13 protein-coding genes are annotated in these 17,314 nt (G+C 71.0%); 6 read left to right on the forward strand and 7 right to left on the reverse strand.

All coding sequences use genetic code 11. From position 1 onward, the window contains the following. Window positions 1–10 precede the first annotated feature (10 nt). Window positions 11–682, forward strand: coding sequence for a response regulator (locus OIE75_RS07540; protein WP_064727043.1), 672 nt, complete (start codon window positions 11–13; stop codon window positions 680–682). An 85-nt stretch (window positions 683–767) separates the two neighbouring features. Here OIE75_RS07540 and OIE75_RS07545 read toward each other — a convergent pair whose 3' ends face one another. The 3 genes from OIE75_RS07545 to metH all read right to left on the reverse strand — a co-directional run bounded on the left by OIE75_RS07545 (window position 768) and on the right by metH (window position 7,091). Beyond that, the gene (locus OIE75_RS07545; RefSeq protein ID WP_307010753.1) at window positions 768–2,372 is read right to left on the reverse strand and encodes an ABC transporter substrate-binding protein; all 1,605 of its coding nucleotides are present in this window, start codon (window positions 2,370–2,372) and stop codon (window positions 768–770) included. A 375-nt stretch (window positions 2,373–2,747) separates the two neighbouring features. Beyond that, window positions 2,748–3,449: an HAD family hydrolase gene (locus tag OIE75_RS07550; RefSeq protein ID WP_307010754.1), complete on the reverse strand. Its 702-nt coding sequence runs from the start codon at window positions 3,447–3,449 to the stop codon at window positions 2,748–2,750. A gap of 129 nt (window positions 3,450–3,578) precedes the next feature. Then, entirely contained in the window at window positions 3,579–7,091 is a 3,513-nt protein-coding gene (gene metH / locus OIE75_RS07555) for a methionine synthase (protein ID WP_307010755.1), read from the reverse strand. Between the two features lie 352 nt (window positions 7,092–7,443). Here metH and OIE75_RS07560 point away from each other — a divergent pair, with 352 nt between their 5' ends. From OIE75_RS07560 to parJ, 5 genes are all read left to right on the forward strand, one after another. Next, a complete protein-coding gene (locus OIE75_RS07560) occupies window positions 7,444–8,208 on the forward strand; it encodes an IclR family transcriptional regulator (protein WP_122617325.1) in 765 nt (254 codons plus the stop codon). Between the two features lie 304 nt (window positions 8,209–8,512). Beyond that, window positions 8,513–9,307, forward strand: coding sequence for an MIP/aquaporin family protein (locus OIE75_RS07565; protein WP_307010756.1), 795 nt, complete (start codon window positions 8,513–8,515; stop codon window positions 9,305–9,307). Between the two features lie 79 nt (window positions 9,308–9,386). After that, entirely contained in the window at window positions 9,387–10,925 is a 1,539-nt protein-coding gene (glpK, locus tag OIE75_RS07570; RefSeq protein ID WP_307010757.1) for a glycerol kinase GlpK, read from the forward strand. An 8-nt stretch (window positions 10,926–10,933) separates the two neighbouring features. Beyond that, window positions 10,934–12,550 (forward strand): glycerol-3-phosphate dehydrogenase/oxidase, encoded by a 1,617-nt coding sequence (locus tag OIE75_RS07575; protein WP_329470057.1) that lies wholly within the window; start codon window positions 10,934–10,936, stop codon window positions 12,548–12,550. A 152-nt stretch (window positions 12,551–12,702) separates the two neighbouring features. Beyond that, window positions 12,703–13,695 (forward strand): filament polymerization regulator ParJ, encoded by a 993-nt coding sequence (gene parJ, locus OIE75_RS07580; protein ID WP_307010759.1) that lies wholly within the window; start codon window positions 12,703–12,705, stop codon window positions 13,693–13,695. A gap of 92 nt (window positions 13,696–13,787) precedes the next feature. Here the strand turns inward: parJ and mshC are convergent, their stop codons facing one another. The 4 genes from mshC to OIE75_RS07600 form a co-directional block, all read right to left on the reverse strand. Next, complete coding sequence (mshC, locus tag OIE75_RS07585) at window positions 13,788–15,017, reverse strand: cysteine--1-D-myo-inosityl 2-amino-2-deoxy-alpha-D-glucopyranoside ligase (RefSeq protein ID WP_329470058.1); 1,230 nt, start codon at window positions 15,015–15,017, stop codon at window positions 13,788–13,790. A 110-nt stretch (window positions 15,018–15,127) separates the two neighbouring features. Continuing rightward, complete coding sequence (locus OIE75_RS07590) at window positions 15,128–15,958, reverse strand: SCO1664 family protein (protein WP_307010762.1); 831 nt, start codon at window positions 15,956–15,958, stop codon at window positions 15,128–15,130. Next, a complete protein-coding gene (locus OIE75_RS07595) occupies window positions 15,922–16,512 on the reverse strand; it encodes a DUF3090 domain-containing protein (protein WP_122617332.1) in 591 nt (196 codons plus the stop codon). Before OIE75_RS07595 ends, OIE75_RS07590 begins: the two co-directional genes overlap by 37 nt. A gap of 79 nt (window positions 16,513–16,591) precedes the next feature. Then, complete coding sequence (locus OIE75_RS07600) at window positions 16,592–17,278, reverse strand: histidine phosphatase family protein (protein ID WP_307010764.1); 687 nt, start codon at window positions 17,276–17,278, stop codon at window positions 16,592–16,594. Between the last annotated feature and the right edge of the window lie 36 nt (window positions 17,279–17,314).

Raw genomic sequence — 17,314 nt, forward strand, 5'->3', positions numbered from 1 at the left:
GGAGACTTACGTGGCCATCCGCGTCCTACTGGTCGACGACCAGCCGCTGCTGCGCACGGGCTTCCGGATGATTCTGGAGGCGGAGCAGGACATCGCGGTCGTCGGCGAGGCCGGTGACGGCCTCCAGGCACTCGACCAGGTGCGGGCGCTGCAGCCCGATGTGGTGCTGATGGACATCCGCATGCCGCGGATGGACGGTGTGGAGGCGACCCGGCAGATCACCGGGCCCGAGCGGGACGGCCCGGCGAAGGTGCTGGTGCTGACCACCTTCGACCTCGACGAGTACGTGGTGGAGGCGTTGAAGGCGGGCGCCAGCGGGTTCCTCCTGAAGGACGCTCCGGCCAACGAGCTGGTGCAGGCGATCCGGGTGGTGGCGGGCGGCGAGGCGATGCTGGCGCCGAGCATCACCCGGCGGCTGCTCGACAAGTACGCCACGCATCTGCCCTCGGGCGACGAGCCGGTGCCGGACACGCTGCACACGCTGACGGACCGCGAGGTCGAGGTGCTGAAGCTGGTGGCCCGGGGTCTGTCCAACGCGGAGATCGCCGCCGACCTGTTCGTCAGCGAGACCACCGTGAAGACGCATGTGGGTCATGTGCTGACCAAGCTGGGCCTGCGGGACCGGGTGCAGGCGGCGGTGTACGCGTACGAGAGCGGTCTGGTCCGCCCCGGCGCGCAGTAGGGCAGTGCGGTAGAGCAGCAGAGCAGCGCGAAGGGCGCCCTTCTCCGGTCGGAGGAGGGCGCCCTTCGCGTGGTCCGGCGGGGTGTCAGCCGCTCACGCCCCGGCCCAGCTCCCACAGCTGGAGCGACGAGGAGGAGTTGAGCAGGTAGGCGGTGCCGGTGACGTCGTCGCCGGCGGCGACGTACTGCTTGCCCTGCCACAGCGGGATGACCGGGACGTCCTCGGCGGTGATGTCCTGGATCTCCGTGAGGGTGTCCACCGCGGAGAGGCGGTCGGCCTCACGCCGGGACTCGGGGATCAGATCGTTGATGATCTTCGGGTTCAGGTAGGGCGAGTTGAGCGTGTTGTCCCGGTCGAGGAACGGCGCGATGAAGCTGTCCGCGTCCGGGAAGTCGGGGAACCAGCCCATGCCGAAGACGTCGTACTTGAGGTCGCGCTCGGCGGGGCGGAAGACGTCCCAGGGCTTGCCCTCGATGTCGACGTCGAAGAGGCCGCTCTCGTTGAGCTGGCGTCGCAGTTCCTCGAACTCCGGCTTGGTCGCGGCACCGTAGTGGTCGGTGGTGTAGTGCAGGGTCAGCTTGACCGGCGTCTCGATGCCGGCCGACTTCAGCGCCTGCTTCGCCGCGCCCGGGTCCGGGTCGCCGTACTTGTTGAAGAACGAGTTGGAGTGGCCGGTGATGCTGGCCGGGACCATCGAGTACAGCGGCTCGGCCTGCGAACCGTAGACCTTGGCGACGAGTTCGTCGCGGTTGATGAGCCGGGCCATGGCCTGCCGGATGGCCTTGTCCTTCACGCTGGGCGCGTCGACGTTGAAGCCCAGGTACCGGATCTCGAGACCGGCGACCTCGATGAGCTTGACGTCGCTGTCGGAGCTGTTGGAGAGCTTGCGGATCTGCTCCGGCGTCATCGCGCGCGTCATGACGTCGATGTCGCCCTTCTCCAGGGCGCTTCCCATGGCGTCGGCGTCGTCGAAGGACACCAGCTCCACCTTGTCGTTGTTCACCTTCAGACTCCCCTTGTAGTTGGGGTTCTTGGTGAACACGACCTTGTCGAGGACGCCGTCCTTGGACTCGCCCTTCATCTCGTACGGGCCGGACCCGCTGAGCTCGAAGCCCTCGCGCAGCTTGCCCTTGGGGTAGGAGTCCTTGTCCACGATGCCGGCCACGGGCGTCGACAGCTTGTACGGGAAGGTCGCGTCGGCGGAGTTGAGGTGGAAGATGACCTCGCGGTCGCCCTGGGTCTCCACGGTGTCCACGGTCGACAGCAGCGCGGAGACGCCGCTGTCCGCCTTCAGGGACATGGCGCGGTCGATGGAGTACTTGACGTCCTCGGCGGTGATGGCGTCGCCGTTGGAGAACTGCAGGCCGTCGCGCAGGGTGCAGGCGTAGCGCTCGTTGCCGGTGTCGGTGAAGCCGCACTTCTCGGCGGCCTCGGGGACGGGCTCGCCGTCACCGCGCGGCTGGGTCATCAGCGTCTGCGAGGTGTGGCGGAGGATGTTCCAGGCTCCGACGTCGTAGGCCCAGGCCGGGTCGAGGGGCGCCGTGACGTCCTTCGTGATGGTGAACCGGTCCGTGGTGCCGACGACTATCGCGTCCCCGCCGCCGCTGCCGCCGTCGGACCCGCCGCAGGCGGCGAGTACCGGCGCGAGCAGGCCGACGACGACCGGCAGCACCAAAGTCTTACGGTTCATGCTCGAGTTTCTCCAGAGCTGTCGGTCCGTGTATCCGGAATGCAGGGGTGTCGCGGCGGATCACGGGGGTAGTGGCGGACGTTCTCGCGACGAGATTAGTCCGCGCCCGCACGGGGGCTCGCAGCCACCGGAGTTGGGGGCTCATCACGGAGCGAAACCGGGTGTGGACACACCGAAAACCCGACAGTGGAAGGATTAGTGCAGGCTTTCACCAATCAGGACACAAGGACTCCTCGACAACGTTCGCCTGACCGAAAGCGGCACACCTACGCACGCTTGTCGACCCCGGACAACGTGGGGAACGTCACACTTTGAGGTCGGTGACCGGTGCTGCAATTCGGCCATCGGGGAAGGCGGGAATACCCCCGTGGACGCCTAGAGCATTACGGTCATCAGACCGCGCAGAAATGTCAGGTCGACCTCTTCCAGGGAGCCGACCACGGTGCGCCGCGCGCCCGGTGTGATGGGGGCGACCGAGGGCACGGCGACGACCTGGCAGCCGGCGGCCTCGGCGGCGGCGACCCCGGTCGCGGTGTCCTCGACGACGGCGCACCGCGCGGGGTCCACGCCGAGCCCGGCCGCGGCGGCCAGGTAGGGGTCGGGGTGGGGCTTGGTGCGCGGCACCTCGTCACCGGCGACGGTGAGGGCGAAGTGCCGCGGGCCGAGCGAGGCCAGCACGCGGTCGATGATGCGCCGGTGCGAGGCGGAGACCAGGGCGGTGGGGATCTCGTGCGCGGACAGTTCCGCGAGCAGCCGGGCGGCTCCCGGCATGAGCCGCAGGTCGCCGCCGATGCGCTGCTCGAAGCCGTCGTTGAGCAGGACGCTCAGTTCGGCGAGGGTGATGTCGGCGCCGGTGGCCTCGATCAGGAAGCCGGCGCTGCGGGTCATGGGGCCGCCGACGACCACGTGGCGCCAGGAGTCGTCGAGGGTGTGGCCGAGGGAGGCGAAGACCTCGACCTCGACGTCCCACCAGAAGCCCTCGGTGTCCACCAGGGTGCCGTCCATGTCGAGGAGCACTGCCTGCAGGGCTGAGCCTTCGGCCGTACGGGTTCCGAGTGCGGGGACCGTGCTGGTCATCCACGTACCTCCTTGAGGGACGATCAGGCCGGTTCCCACGTGGGGAACCGGCCTGCGGTGGACCGACCAGTGTACGTCGTGCGGGACCGGAACGCCTGGTGTGGCCTGTGGAGCGCCTCACACAGGGGTTCAGCGGGCGTTGAAGTACTTCGCCTCGGGGTGGTGGATGACGATGGCGTCGGTGGACTGCTCGGGGTGGAGCTGGAACTCCTCCGACAGGTGGACGCCGATGCGCTCCGGCTGGAGCAGGTCGGCGATCTTGGCGCGGTCCTCCAGGTCCGGGCAGGCGCCGTAGCCGAGGGAGAAGCGGGCGCCCCGGTACTTCAGGGCGAACATGTCCTCCATCTCGGCGGGGTCCTCCCCGGCGAAGCCCAGCTCGGAGCGCACGCGCGCGTGCCAGTACTCGGCGAGGGCCTCGGCGAGCTGCACGGACAGGCCGTGCAGCTCGAGGTAGTCGCGGTAGGCGTTGGCCTCGAACATGCGGGCCGTCTCCTCGCCGATGCGGGAGCCTACGGTGACGACCTGGAAGCCGACGACGTCGGTCTCGCCGGACTCCTCCGGGCGGAAGAAGTCGGCCAGGCACAGCCGCCGGCCGCGGCGCTGGCGCGGGAAGCTGAACCGGGTGCGCTCGTTGCCGTCGTCGTCGAGGACGATGAGGTCGTCGTCCTTGGAGACGCAGGGGAAGTAGCCGTAGACGACGGCCGCCTCCAGCAGGTTGTCCGTCTGGAGCCGGTCGAGGAGGCCGCGCAGCCGCGGCCGGCCCTCCGTCTCGACCAGTTCGTCGTACGAGGGTCCCTCACCGGTGCGGGCCTGCTTGAGGCCCCACTGGCCCTTGAACAGGGCGCCCTCGTCGAGCCAGGAGGCGTACTCCTTGAGCTGGATGCCCTTGACGACGCGGGTGCCGCGGAACGGCGGCTCGGGCACCGGGTTGTCGACGGCGACGTCGGAGCGGACGTGGCCCTCCTCGGGCCGCTCCTCGACCTGGACGGTGGCCGCCCGCACCCTGCGCTGCTTGAGGTCCGGCAGCTTGGCGCCCGGCACTCCCCGCTTGATCCCGATCAGCGCGTCCATGAGGCGCAGGCCCTCGAAGGCGTCGCGGGCGTAGCGGACCTCGCCGTCGTAGATCTCGTGCAGGTCCTGTTCGACGTAGGCGCGGGTGAGGGCCGCGCCGCCGAGGATCACCGGGTAGTCGGCGGCCAGCTTGCGCTGGTTCAGCTCCTCCAGGTTCTCCTTCATGATCACCGTGGACTTGACCAGGAGCCCGGACATGCCGATGACGTCGGCCTTGTGCTCGTCGGCCGCCTCCAGGATCGCGGAGACCGGCTGCTTGATGCCGAGGTTGACGACGTTGTAGCCGTTGTTGGACAGGATGATGTCGACGAGGTTCTTGCCGATGTCGTGGACGTCGCCGCGGACCGTGGCGAGCACGATGGTGCCCTTGCCGTCGTCGTCCGTCTTCTCCATGTGCGGTTCCAGGTGCGCCACCGCGGTCTTCATGACCTCGGCGGACTGGAGCACGAACGGCAGCTGCATCTGGCCGGAGCCGAACAGCTCGCCGACGACCTTCATGCCGTCCAGCAGGGTCTCGTTCACGATCTCCAGCGCCGGACGCTCCTGGAGGGCCTCGTCCAGGTCCTGCTCCAGGCCGTTGCGCTCACCGTCGATGATGCGCCGCTTGAGCCGCTCGTCCAGCGGCAGCGCCGCCAGTTCCTCGGCCTTGGACGCCTTGAGGGACTTGGCGGTGGCGCCCTCGAAGAGCTGCATCAGCTTCTGCAGCGGGTCGTAGCCCTCGCTGCGCCGGTCGTAGATCAGGTCGAGCGCGGTGGTGACCTGCTCGTCGTCGAACCGGGCGATGGGCAGGATCTTGGACGCGTGGACGATCGCCGAGTCCAGGCCCGCCTTGACGCACTCGTCCAGGAACACGGAGTTCAGCAGGATGCGGGCGGCCGGGTTGAGGCCGAAGGAGATGTTGGACAGGCCGAGCGTGGTCTGGACGTCCGGGTGCCGCCTCTTCAGCTCCCGGATGCCCTCGATGGTGGCGATGCCGTCCTTGCGGGACTCCTCCTGGCCGGTGCAGATGGTGAACGTCAGGCAGTCGACGAGGATGTCCGACTCGTGGATGCCCCAGTTGCCGGTCAGGTCGTCGATGAGCCGCTCGGCGATCTCGACCTTCTTCTCGGCGGTGCGGGCCTGGCCCTCCTCGTCGATGGTCAGCGCGATCAGGGCGGCGCCGTGCTCCCGCGCCAGCGTCGTGACCCGGGCGAAGCGGGACTCCGGGCCGTCGCCGTCCTCGTAGTTCACCGAGTTGATCACCGCGCGGCCGCCGAGCTTCTCCAGCCCGGCCTGGACGACCTCGACCTCGGTGGAGTCCAGCACGATGGGCAGTGTCGACGCGGTCGCGAAGCGCCCCGCCAGCTCCTCCATGTCGGCGACTCCGTCGCGGCCGACGTAGTCCACGCACAGGTCGAGCATGTGCGCGCCCTCGCGGATCTGGTCCCTTGCCATCTCCACGCAGTCGTCCCAGCGGCCCTCCAGCATGGCCTCACGGAACTTCTTCGAGCCGTTGGCGTTGGTCCGCTCGCCGATCGCCAGGTACGAGGTGTCCTGCCGGAAGGGGACCGTCTGGTAGAGGGAGGCCGCGCCCGGTTCGGGCCGGGGCTGCCGCTCGCCGGGTGCCGTGTCCCGCACCCGCTCGACGACCTGGCGCAGGTGCTCGGGCGTGGTGCCGCAGCAGCCGCCGATCAGGGACAGGCCGTACTCGCGGACGAACGTCTCCTGGGCGTCCGCCAGCTCCGGCGCCGTCAGCGGGTAGTGCGCCCCGTCCTTGCCCAGGACCGGCAGACCGGCGTTGGGCATGCAGGACAGCGGGACGCGGGAGTGCCGGGCGAGGTAGCGCAGGTGCTCGCTCATCTCCGCCGGGCCGGTGGCGCAGTTCAGGCCGATCATGTCGATGCCCAGCGGCTCCAGCGCCGTGAGCGCGGCGCCGATCTCCGAGCCGAGCAGCATGGTGCCGGTGGTCTCCACGGTCACCGACACGATCACCGGCAGGTCGAGGCCGAGGGCGTCCAGGGCGCGCCGGGCGCCGAGCACGGAGGACTTGGTCTGGAGGAGGTCCTGCGTGGTCTCCACCAGCAGGGCGTCCGCGCCGCCCGCGACCAGGCCCTCGGCGTTGCGCTGGTAGGCGTCGCGCAGCACCGTGTACGGGGCGTGTCCGAGGGTGGGGAGCTTCGTGCCGGGGCCCATCGAGCCCAGGACCCAGCGCTGCCGTCCGTCGCGGGCCTGGAACTCGTCGGCCACCTCGCGGGCCACCCGGGCGCCGGCCTCGGACAGCTCGTGGACGCGCTCGGGGATGTCGTACTCGCCCAGCGCGGAGTGGTTCGCGCCGAAGGTGTTCGTCTCCACGCAGTCGACGCCGGCGGCGAAGTACTCCTCGTGCACCGAGCGCACGATGTCGGGCCGGGTGAGGTTCAGGACCTCGTTGCACCCCTCCAGCTGCTCGAAGTCGTCGAGTGAGGGGTTCTGCGCCTGGAGCATGGTGCCCATCGCGCCGTCGGCGACCACGACGCGGCTGGCGAGGGCCTCGCGGAGGGCGGACACACGGGTCCGGGTGTCGGCGGGCGGGGTGGATGGCGACGAGGCCATGAAAGGGCTCCCTAGGATGCGACGGCTGTCGGCTTTGCGCTGCCCGGGTGCCGTCCGCTGGGGGCGTCCCGGGGGAGAACGCACGACGCCAGGGTAGCCGGGACCGGGGACGGATGGTCGGGGCGTCCACGAGGCGGACGAGTGTGGCGGGGCGGAACGGCCGCCGAAAGGATGACGCGCGGTCCCCGGCGGTCTCCGGGGGACGGCCGGGACCACCGGGACGTGGCCGAAGTGCAACAGTTGCCCGCCGACGGTTAGCGGGAGGTCGGCATCGACCGGTAGTGTTCGGCATTGCCGAACGACGTCAGTGGCGTCGAGGTCGGCACTCGAAGGGGACGGAGGCAGTACGTCGATGGCACGGAACATCCAGTCGCTCGAACGGGCGGCCGCGATGCTGCGCCTACTCGCGGGCGGTGAGCGGCGGCTCGGCCTGTCGGACATCGCCTCCTCGCTGGGTCTGGCCAAGGGCACCGCGCACGGCATCCTGCGCACCCTCCAGCAGGAGGGCTTCGTCGAGCAGGACGACGCCTCCGGGCGCTACCAGCTGGGCGCGGAGCTGCTGCGCCTGGGCACGACGTACCTCGACGTGCACGAGCTGCGGGCCCGCGCCCTGGTGTGGACGGACGACCTGGCCCGCTCCAGCGGGGAGAGCGTCCACCTGGGCGTCCTGCACCAGCAGGGCGTCCTGATCGTGCACCACGTCTTCCGGCCCGACGACAGTCGGCAGGTCCTGGAGATCGGGGCCATGCAGCCGCTGCACTCCACGGCGCTGGGCAAGGTGCTGTCGGCGTACGACCCGGTCGCGCACAGCGAGGCGCTGGAGGCGGACCGCAAGGCGTACACGGACCGGACGGTGTGCGAGCCGGAGGGGTTCGAGCACATCCTCGACATCACCCGCGCGCGCGGGTACGCGGCCGACGTGGAGGAGACCTGGGAGGGGATCGCCTCCATCGCCGCCCCCATCCACGACCGCAGGCGCATGCCGGTCGGCGCGGTCGGCATCACCGGCGCGGTGGAGCGGCTGCGCCGCGAGGGCGAGCTGCGGCCCGAGCTGGTCGCGGCGGTCCGGGACTGCGCCCGCGCGGTGTCGCGGGACCTGGGCGCCGGGCGCTTCTAGGGGCCGGGGAGGGATCAGAGGGCCGGGCGCCGCAGGGCGTCCCGGCCCTCAGTCATGTCCGCCCGAGGACCGATAGCCCGAGACGATCAATAACGATCGTGCTTTCGATAACAGGGCTCTTGACGCACCCGGGACACCGAGCCAGACTCGCGTCCATCGGTCGGCATTGTCGAACACCTACCGGCAATACGCGTTAGAGTGTGACAACGCCAAGGGCCGCCATCGCTCTCATACCGAGGGCGCCGGAACACCCGGAGGGACCCGGGGTTCGGCTTCCCCTGGACGAAGGACAAAGGAGTCGCGGGTGTCCAGCTCCGACATCTTCATCGGCGAGACCATCGGTACCGCCATACTCATCCTGCTCGGCGGCGGCGTCTGTGCCGCCGTGACGCTCAAGGCCTCCAAGGCGCGCAACGCCGGCTGGGTCGCCATCGCCCTCGGGTGGGGCTTCGCCGTCATGACGGCGGCGTACATCTCGACGCCGCTCTCCGGCGCCCACCTCAACCCGGCCGTGACGGTCGGCATCGCGATCAAGGACGGTGACTGGAGCAACGTCCCGACCTACTTCGCGGGCCAGATGCTCGGCGCCATGATCGGTGCGGTCCTGGTCTGGGCCGCCTACTACGGCCAGTTCCAGGCCCACCTCACCGACCGCGAGATCGTCGGCGGTCCGGGCGCACAGGACACGACGGCCAAGGCCGTCGAGGCACAGGAGAAGGGCGCGGGGCCCGTCCTGGGCGTCTTCTCCACCGGCCCCGAGATCCGGCACGTGGTCCAGAACCTCGCCACCGAGATCATCGGCACCTTCGTCCTGCTGCTCGCCATCCTCACCCAGGGCCTCAACGGCGAGGGCAACGGCCTCGGCGTCCTGGGCGTCCTGATCACGGCGTTCGTGGTGGTCTCCATCGGCCTGTCGCTCGGCGGTCCGACGGGCTACGCCATCAACCCGGTCCGCGACCTCGGCCCGCGCATCGTGCACGCCCTGCTGCCCCTGCCCAACAAGGGCGGTTCCGACTGGTCCTACGCGTGGATCCCGGTCGTCGGTCCGCTGATCGGCGGCGCCATCGCCGGAGGTGTCTACAACCTCGCGTTCGCCTGAGCGGACCTACGCTCGGCCATCATCGGGCCGCAGCACACGCGCACCGACCGGCCACCCACCACGGAACCAGGAGCACAAAGTGACCGACGCCCACACCGCCGGACCCTTCATCGCGGCCATCGACCAGGGCACCACGTCGTCCCGCTGCATCGTCTTCGACCGCGACGGGCGCATCGTCTCCGTCGACCAGAAGGAGCACGAGCAGATCTTCCCGAAGCCGGGCTGGGTCGAGCACAACGCCACCGAGATCTGGACCAACGTCCAGGAGGTCGTCGCCGGTGCCGTCGAGAAGGCCGGCATCACCCGCGACGACATCAAGGCCATCGGCATCACCAACCAGCGCGAGACCACCCTCGTCTGGGACAAGAACACCGGTGAGCCCGTCCACAACGCCATCGTCTGGCAGGACACCCGCACCGACGCCCTGTGCAGGGAACTCGGCCGCAACGTCGGCCAGGACCGCTTCCGCCGCGAGACCGGCCTGCCCCTCGCCTCCTACTTCGCCGGTCCCAAGGCCCGCTGGCTGCTCGACAACGTCGACGGGGTGCGCGAGCGCGCCGAGGCGGGCGACCTGCTCTTCGGCACCATGGACACCTGGGTCATCTGGAACCTGACCGGCGGTGTGAACGGCGGCAAGCACGTCACCGACGTCACCAACGCCTCCCGCACCATGCTGATGAACCTGCACACCATGGCCTGGGACGAGAAGATCGCCGAGTCCATCGGCGTGCCGATGCAGATGCTCCCCGAGATCCGCTCCTCCGCCGAGGTCTACGGCGAGATCACCGGCGGCCGGCTCGGCGACCTGCTGGGCGGCATCCCGGTCGCCTCCGCGCTCGGCGACCAGCAGGCGGCCCTGTTCGGGCAGACCTGTTTCTCCGAGGGCGAGACCAAGTCGACGTACGGCACCGGCACCTTCATGGTGATGAACACCGGTGACAAGCTCATCAACTCCTACTCGGGCCTGCTGACCACCGTCGGCTACAAGATCGGCGACCAGGACACGGTCTACGCCCTGGAGGGCTCGATCGCCGTCACCGGTTCGCTGGTGCAGTGGATGCGCGACCAGATGGGCCTGATCTCCACCGCCGCCGAGATCGAGACCCTCGCCCTGACGGTCGAGGACAACGGCGGCGCCTACTTCGTCCCGGCCTTCTCCGGCCTGTTCGCCCCGTACTGGCGCTCCGACGCCCGCGGTGTGATCGCCGGCCTCACCCGGTACGTCACCAAGGCGCACCTCGCGCGCGCCGTCCTGGAGGCCACCGCCTGGCAGACGCGGGAGATCGCGGACGCCATGACGAAGGACTCCGGCGTGGAGCTGACCGCCCTCAAGGTCGACGGCGGCATGACCTCCAACAACCTGCTGATGCAGACCCTCGCCGACTTCGTGGACGCCCCCGTGGTGCGCCCGATGGTCGCCGAGACCACCTGCCTCGGCGCCGCCTACGCCGCCGGCCTGGCCGTCGGCTTCTGGAACAGCACCGACGACCTGCGCGCCAACTGGCGGCGGGCCGCCGAGTGGACCCCCCGCATGGACGCGGAGACCCGCGACCGTGAGTACAAGAGCTGGCTCAAGGCCGTCGAGCGGACCATGGGCTGGCTCGAGGACGAGGAGTAAGAACCGCAATGACCACTCAGTCCACCCTGCAGTCCGTGCCTGCCCTGGGTACGCACCCGGCCTCCGGCTCGAACCCGAGCCGGGCCGAGACCCGGGAGCAGCTCTCCAAGGCGTCGTACGACCTTCTCGTGATCGGCGGCGGCATCCTGGGCATCTCCACCGCCTGGCACGCCGCGCAGTCCGGCCTCAGGGTGGCCGTGGTCGACGCCGGCGACTTCGCCGGCGCCACCTCCTCAGCCTCCTCCAAGCTGCTCCACGGCGGACTGCGCTACCTGCAGACCGGCGCGGTGAAGCTGGTGGCGGAGAACCACTTCGAGCGCCGTGCGGTCTCCCGCCAGGTGGCCCCCCACCTGGCGAACCCGCTCACGTTCTACCTCCCCGTGTACAAGGGCGGGCCGCACGGCGCGGCGAAGCTCGGGGCCGGCGTCTTCGCGTACTCGGCGCTGTCCGCCTTCGGTGACGGCGTCGGCCACCTGCTCTCCCCGGCCAAGGCCGCGCAGGACGTTCCGGAGCTGCGCACCGACAATCTCAAGGCCGTGGCCGTGTACGGCGACGACCAGATGAACGACGCCCGCATGGCGCTGATGACCGTCCGCGCGGCGGTCGACTCCGGCGCGGTCGTCCTCAACCACGCCGAGGTCACCGGCCTGCGCTTCACCAGGGGCCGGGTGACCGGCGCGGAGTTGAAGGACCGGCTGACCGGCGACGAGTTCGGGGTGAACGCGCGCCTGGTGCTCAACGCCACCGGTCCCTGGGTCGACCACCTGCGCCGCATGGAGGACCCGGCGGCGGCGCCGTCCATCCGCCTGTCCAAGGGCGCGCACCTGGTGCTCAAGCGCACCGCGCCCTGGAAGGCGGCGCTGGCCACCCCGATCGACAAGTACCGGATCACCTTCGCCCTCCCCTGGGAGGACATGCTGCTGCTCGGCACGACCGACGAGGAGTTCGAGGGCGACCCGGCGGACGTCGCGGTCAACGACAAGGACATAGCCCAGATCCTCGACGAGGCCGCGTTCTCCATCCGCGACCAGCAGCTCGACCGGGACCTGATCACGTACTCCTTCGCGGGCCTGCGGGTGCTTCCCGGCGGTCCGGGTGACACCGCCAAGGCCAAGCGCGAGACGGTCGTCACCGAGGGCCGGGGCGGCATGCTGTCCGTGGCCGGCGGCAAGTGGACCACCTTCCGCCACATCGGCCGCACGGTGATGAAGAAGCTGGAGGCGCTGCCGGGCCACCCGCTGGGCGAGGACTTCGAGCCCATCGCGTCGCTGCCGAAGAAGCTGCCGCTGCCCGGTGTCGCCAACCCGCGCGCGGTCGCCCACCGGCTGCTGGTCGACGGTCCGGCGCCCGGCCCGCGCATGGCCGCGGACACCGCGCGGCACCTGGCGACCCACTACGGTTCGCTGGCCTTCGACATCGCCCGGCTGGCCAACGAGAGCCCGGAACTGGCCGAGCGGGTCCACCCGGACGCCCCGGAGATCTGGGCGCAGGTCGTGTGGGCCCGGGACAACGAGTGGGCCGAGACGGCGGACGACGTGCTGCGCCGCCGGACCACGCTGACCATCCGCGGCCTGGCCACCGACGACGTCCGCGCCAAGGTCCAGGGCCTGCTCGACGGGAAGTAGGCCGACCCTCTCCGGGCAGGCCAGGAGGGTGTCCGGCCCCCTCGCGCGGGGCAGTGATCCGTTCACTCCCCCGTGCAAGGGGGCTGCGGGCGGCCCCTCCGCACGCCGTAAGGTTGGGGGGTACGCGAGGGCACGTCGGAAGGAGGCGCTGGGTGATCGAGCTCGAGGGGGTTCCCGAGCTGGTCGACCCGGTCATGGTGGCCGCGTTCGAGGGCTGGAACGATGCCGGCGACGCCGCCTCCACCGCGGTCGCGCATCTCGACAGGGAATGGAAGGGCGAGGTCTTCGCGGCGCTGGACGCCGAGGACTACTACGACTTCCAGGTCAACCGTCCCACCGTCTTCATGGAGGACGGCGTCCGCAAGGTCACCTGGCCGACGACCAGACTCTCGGTGGTGCGGGTCGGCGGCGACAAACCGCGCGACCTCGTCCTCGTCCGGGGCATCGAACCGTCCATGCGCTGGCGCTCGTTCTGCAACGAACTGCTCGGCTTCGCCCACGAACTGGGCGTCGAGCTGGTGGTCGTCCTGGGCGCCCTGCTGGGCGACACCCCGCACACCCGCCCGGTGCCGATCAGCGGGACCACGTCGGACGCCGACCTGGCCCGGCGCATGGACCTGGAGGAGACCAAGTACGAGGGGCCGACCGGCATCGTCGGCATCCTCCAGGAGGCGTGCGCCCACGCGGGCGTACCTGCCGTGTCGCTGTGGGCCGCGGTGCCGCACTACGTGTCGCAGCCGCCCAACCCGAAGGCGACGCTGGCCCTGCTGAACCGGCTGGAGGACCTGATCGGGGTGCGCGTCCCGCTGGGCGACCTGGCCGAGGACGCCCGCGCCTGGCAGACGGGGGTGGACCAGCTGGCCGCCGAGGACAGCGAGGTCGCCGAGTACGTGCAGTCGCTGGAGGAGGCCCGGGACACCGCGGAGCTGCCGGAGGCCTCGGGCGAGGCGATCGCCCGCGAGTTCGAGCGGTACCTGCGGCGCCGGGACGGCTCCGGGGCGGGCGGACCGGGCGGGCACGCCACGGCGGACGGCGGCGACGGGCCGCCCGGCACGCCGTTTCTGCGGGACAACCCCAGCGGCCGGACCCGCCCGCCGCGGCCGCCCAAGGCGACCGGGGACGACGAGGAGTCGTCGGAGGACTGAGCGGGCTCACTGATGTCGGACGGGGGGCGCTTCCCGGCGGAAGCGCCCCCGTTCCGCGTCCGTGCGCGGGTGTGCTGCGGCTGTGCGCCCGCCTACAGGGCCACGCCCATCAGGGCGTCCACCGCACGGGAGACGACGCCGGGCGCGCCCTCGTCCGTGCCGCCGCTCTCCTGCTGGCGGGCGGCCCAGCGGTCGACGGCGTCGAGCGCGGCCGGCGAGTCCAGGTCGTTCGCGAGAGCCTCGCGGATCTCCTCGACGAGCGCCTCGGCGGGCGGGCCGTCGGGCCGGGACACGGCGGCGCGCCAGCGGTCCAGCCGGGCGACGGCGTCCCGCAGCACCTGGTCGGTCCACTCCCAGTCGGCCCGGTAGTGGTGGGCGAGCAGCGACAGCCGGATGGCGGCGGGGTCGACGCCGTCGCGGCGCAGCGCCGACACGAAGACCAGGTTGCCCTTGGACTTGGACATCTTCTCGCCGTCGAGACCGACCATGCCGGCGTGGACGTACGCCTTGGCCATGGGGAACTCGCCGGTGAGCGCCTGGGCGTGCGAGGCGCCCATCTCGTGGTGCGGGAAGGCGAGGTCGGAGCCGCCGCCCTGGACGTCGAAGCCCATGCCGAGGTGGTCGAGGGCGATGGCCACGCACTCGATGTGCCAGCCGGGGCGCCCGCGGCCGAGGGACGCGCCGTCCCAGCTGGGCTCCCCTTCACGGGCCGCCATCCACAGCATCGGGTCGAGCGGGTTCTTCTTGCCCGGCCGGTCCGGGTCGCCGCCCCGCTCGGCCGAGAGCAGCCGCATGGCGGCGGCGTCGAGGTGGGAGACGCCGCCGAAGTGGGGGTCTGCCTCGACGGAGAAGTAGGTGTCGCCCTCCAGTTCGTAGGCGGCGCCGGCGTCGCGCAGCCGCTCGACGAGCGGGACGATGCCGGGTATGGCCTCGACGGCGCCTATGTAGTGCCGCGGCGGCAGCATCCGCAGTGCCGTCATGTCCTCGCGGAAGAGGGCGGTCTCCTTCTCGGCGAGGGCGGTCCAGTCGACGTCGTCGCGCACGGCACGCTCCAGGAGCGGGTCGTCGACGTCGGTGACGTTCTGGACGTAGTGCACCTGTCGCTTGGTGTCGAGCCACACGCGCTGCACGAGGTCGAACGCGTTGTAGGTAGCCGCGTGCCCCATATGGGTCGCGTCGTACGGCGTGATGCCGCAGACGTAGATGCGGGCGACGGGACCGGGGGCGAGGGTCACCAGGTCTCCGGTCGCGGTGTCGTGGATCCTCAGGTCGCGGCCCTGACCGGGCAGGACGGGGACCTCGGAAGCGGGCCAGGCATGCATGTCATGAGCGTAACCGGACGGATGTTCCGTACACGAACCGGACCGGGCCGGTTGGCCGGTAACGCGCTCTTGCGCCGGACCGGCCCTCGTGCTTCCGCGACACCGGGTGCCTAGACCGGCGGCCAGGGGATGGCCGGCCACTCGCCGCCGGGTTCGGGGTGTTTCCCGGAGGCCAGCAGCGTGTCGACCCGCGCGCGCGTGGCGTCGAGTTCGGCGGGGGTGATGAGGTCGCCGAGTCTGAGCGCCAGGGCGCCGCCGTCCTTCAGGGCCTCCCTGAGGGCGTCGAGCGCCGCCAGGGCCTCCCCGGTGAGCTGGTCGCCCGCCCAGCCCCACAGCAGGGTGCGCAGCTTGTTCTCGGCGTGGAAGGTGACCCCGTGGTCGATGCCGTACAGCCGCTCACCGTCGGCGGGCAGCAGGTGCCCGCCCTTGCGGTCGGCGTTGTTGATCACGGCGTCCAGTACGGCGAGCCTGCGCAGCCGCTCGTCGTCGGCGTGCACGAGCAGCGCGGTGCGGCCCTCGCCGACCTCGGCCAGGGCGATCCCCTTCCAGCCGGGGCCGGGATCCTCCTCGTCCACCAGGGCGAGCAGCTCCGCCTCCGGCACCGCCTCGATCCACAGCTGGACCATGCCCTCGCCGTAGGGCCCCTCGCGCAGCACCGTGGGCGGGACCAGGCCCCAGCCGGTGGCCTCGGACACCTCGTAGGCGGCGACCTCGCGCTGGGCGAGGGTGCCGTCGGGGAAGTCCCACAGGGGCCGCTCGCCGGCGACCGGCTTGTAGATGCACGCCGCCTCGCGCCCCTCGTGCGTCACGGTGCAGTACAGCGCCGCGTTGGACGCCTCACGGATGCGTCCGCGCACGGTCAGTTCGCCCAGCGCGAGCAACTCGGCCGCGGCCGCGTCGGTGGTCACGCTCCGCGGCGGTATCCGTTCTGGCGCGGACATACGTGTCCTTCCGGGTCGAGCGGGAGACTGCACAGGGGGCACGGCGGGCGCCCGGCGTTGACGACGTCGAGGGCGCGCTTGGCGAAGGCCCTGGCCTGCGCGCCGGTGAGGCGGACCCGGAGCATCGGGGGGCCGTTCTCCTCGTCCTGGAGGAGCCGTTCCTCGGCCTCCGCCAGGTCCTCCTCGGACTCGGCCTCCAGCTCCACCAGGGCCTGCGCCTCGACGATCATGCGCTGGTCCTCGCCGTCCCAGGCCAGCGCCATGGTGCCGACCCGGAACTCCTCCTCGACGGGCGTGTCCAGCGGCGCGGTGTCGGACGGCTCGGTGGGGGCCACGGCGGGGACGACGGTGCTGCCGCCGCTGCGCCGTACGACCTCGTCCAGCAGCTCGTCCATGCGCTCGGCGAGGGCGGCGACCTGGGTCTTCTCCAGCGCCACGCTGGTCACCCGGGAGCCTGCGGTGGCCTGGAGGAAGAACGTACGGCGCCCGGGCAGCCCGACCGTACCGGCCACGAAACGTTCCGGTTGGTCGTAGAGGAACACCTGACGGGACACGTCCTGTCTCCATGGAAGTCGGGGAAAGCGGAAGATCGGGGTCACTGCCGCGACCGGTTCACCCTACTGCGGCGGACGATCACGGTGCGCCCGCACCACCCCCGACCGGGGCTTGGTCGTCCGGCGACGTCTGCTGCGGGGCCAGGGAGGCGAAGTCGCCGGTGTCACCGAGGCGGACGAGGAAGGGCCGCAGTCGCGTGTACCGGATCGCGGTGACGGAGCAGGGTTCGACGGAGATCCGCTGGAAGAGGTCGAGGTGCAGGCCGAGCGCCTCCGCGACCAGGGACTTGATGATGTCGCCGTGGGAGCACATGAGGTAGACGGCGTCGGCGCCGTGGTCGCGCTCCACACGCGCGTTCCACTCGCGTACCGCCTCGGCGGCGCGGGTCTGCATCGCGCGCATCGACTCGCCGCCGGGGAAGGCCGCGGCGGACGGGTGGGACTGCACCACCTCCATGAGGGGCTCGTCCTTGAGTTCGGCGAGCTTGCGCCCGGACCAGTCGCCGTAGTGGCACTCGCCGATGCGTTCGTCGGTGTGCGCCCGCAGACCGGGCCGGGCGTCGAGCAGCGGCCGGATCGTTTCCTGGCAGCGCTGGAGCGGGCTGGTGACGATCTCGGAGAGTGGCAGGCCGGCGATCCGCGCGGGCAGCGCGGCGGCCTGTGCGGCGCCGCGTTCGTCGAGGGCCACGCCGGGCGTCCACCCGGCGAGCAGCCCCTCGGTGTTGGCGGTGGAACGTCCGTGCCTAACCAGGATCAGCGTGGGCATGCGGCCAGGGTAGGCGTACGGCGCCGTGCAGGGGCG

It is taken from the genome of Streptomyces sp. NBC_01723, assembly GCF_036246005.1.
Taxonomy (GTDB): Bacteria; Actinomycetota; Actinomycetes; order Streptomycetales; family Streptomycetaceae; genus Streptomyces.

What these genes read in the sequence shown, in the direction of transcription:
- OIE75_RS07545 (WP_307010753.1), bottom strand. Translation starts at nt 2,372, where the DNA reads ATGAACCGTAAGACTTTGGTGCTGCCGGTCGTCGTCGGCCTGCTCGCG.
- OIE75_RS07550 (WP_307010754.1), bottom strand. Translation starts at nt 3,449, where the DNA reads ATGACCAGCACGGTCCCCGCACTCGGAACCCGTACGGCCGAAGGCTCA.
- metH (WP_307010755.1), bottom strand. Translation starts at nt 7,091, where the DNA reads ATGGCCTCGTCGCCATCCACCCCGCCCGCCGACACCCGGACCCGTGTG.
- OIE75_RS07560 (WP_122617325.1), top strand. Translation starts at nt 7,444, where the DNA reads ATGGCACGGAACATCCAGTCGCTCGAACGGGCGGCCGCGATGCTGCGC.
- OIE75_RS07575 (WP_329470057.1), top strand. Translation starts at nt 10,934, where the DNA reads ATGACCACTCAGTCCACCCTGCAGTCCGTGCCTGCCCTGGGTACGCAC.
- mshC (WP_329470058.1), bottom strand. Translation starts at nt 15,017, where the DNA reads ATGCATGCCTGGCCCGCTTCCGAGGTCCCCGTCCTGCCCGGTCAGGGC.
- OIE75_RS07590 (WP_307010762.1), bottom strand. Translation starts at nt 15,958, where the DNA reads ATGTCCGCGCCAGAACGGATACCGCCGCGGAGCGTGACCACCGACGCG.
- OIE75_RS07600 (WP_307010764.1), bottom strand. Translation starts at nt 17,278, where the DNA reads ATGCCCACGCTGATCCTGGTTAGGCACGGACGTTCCACCGCCAACACC.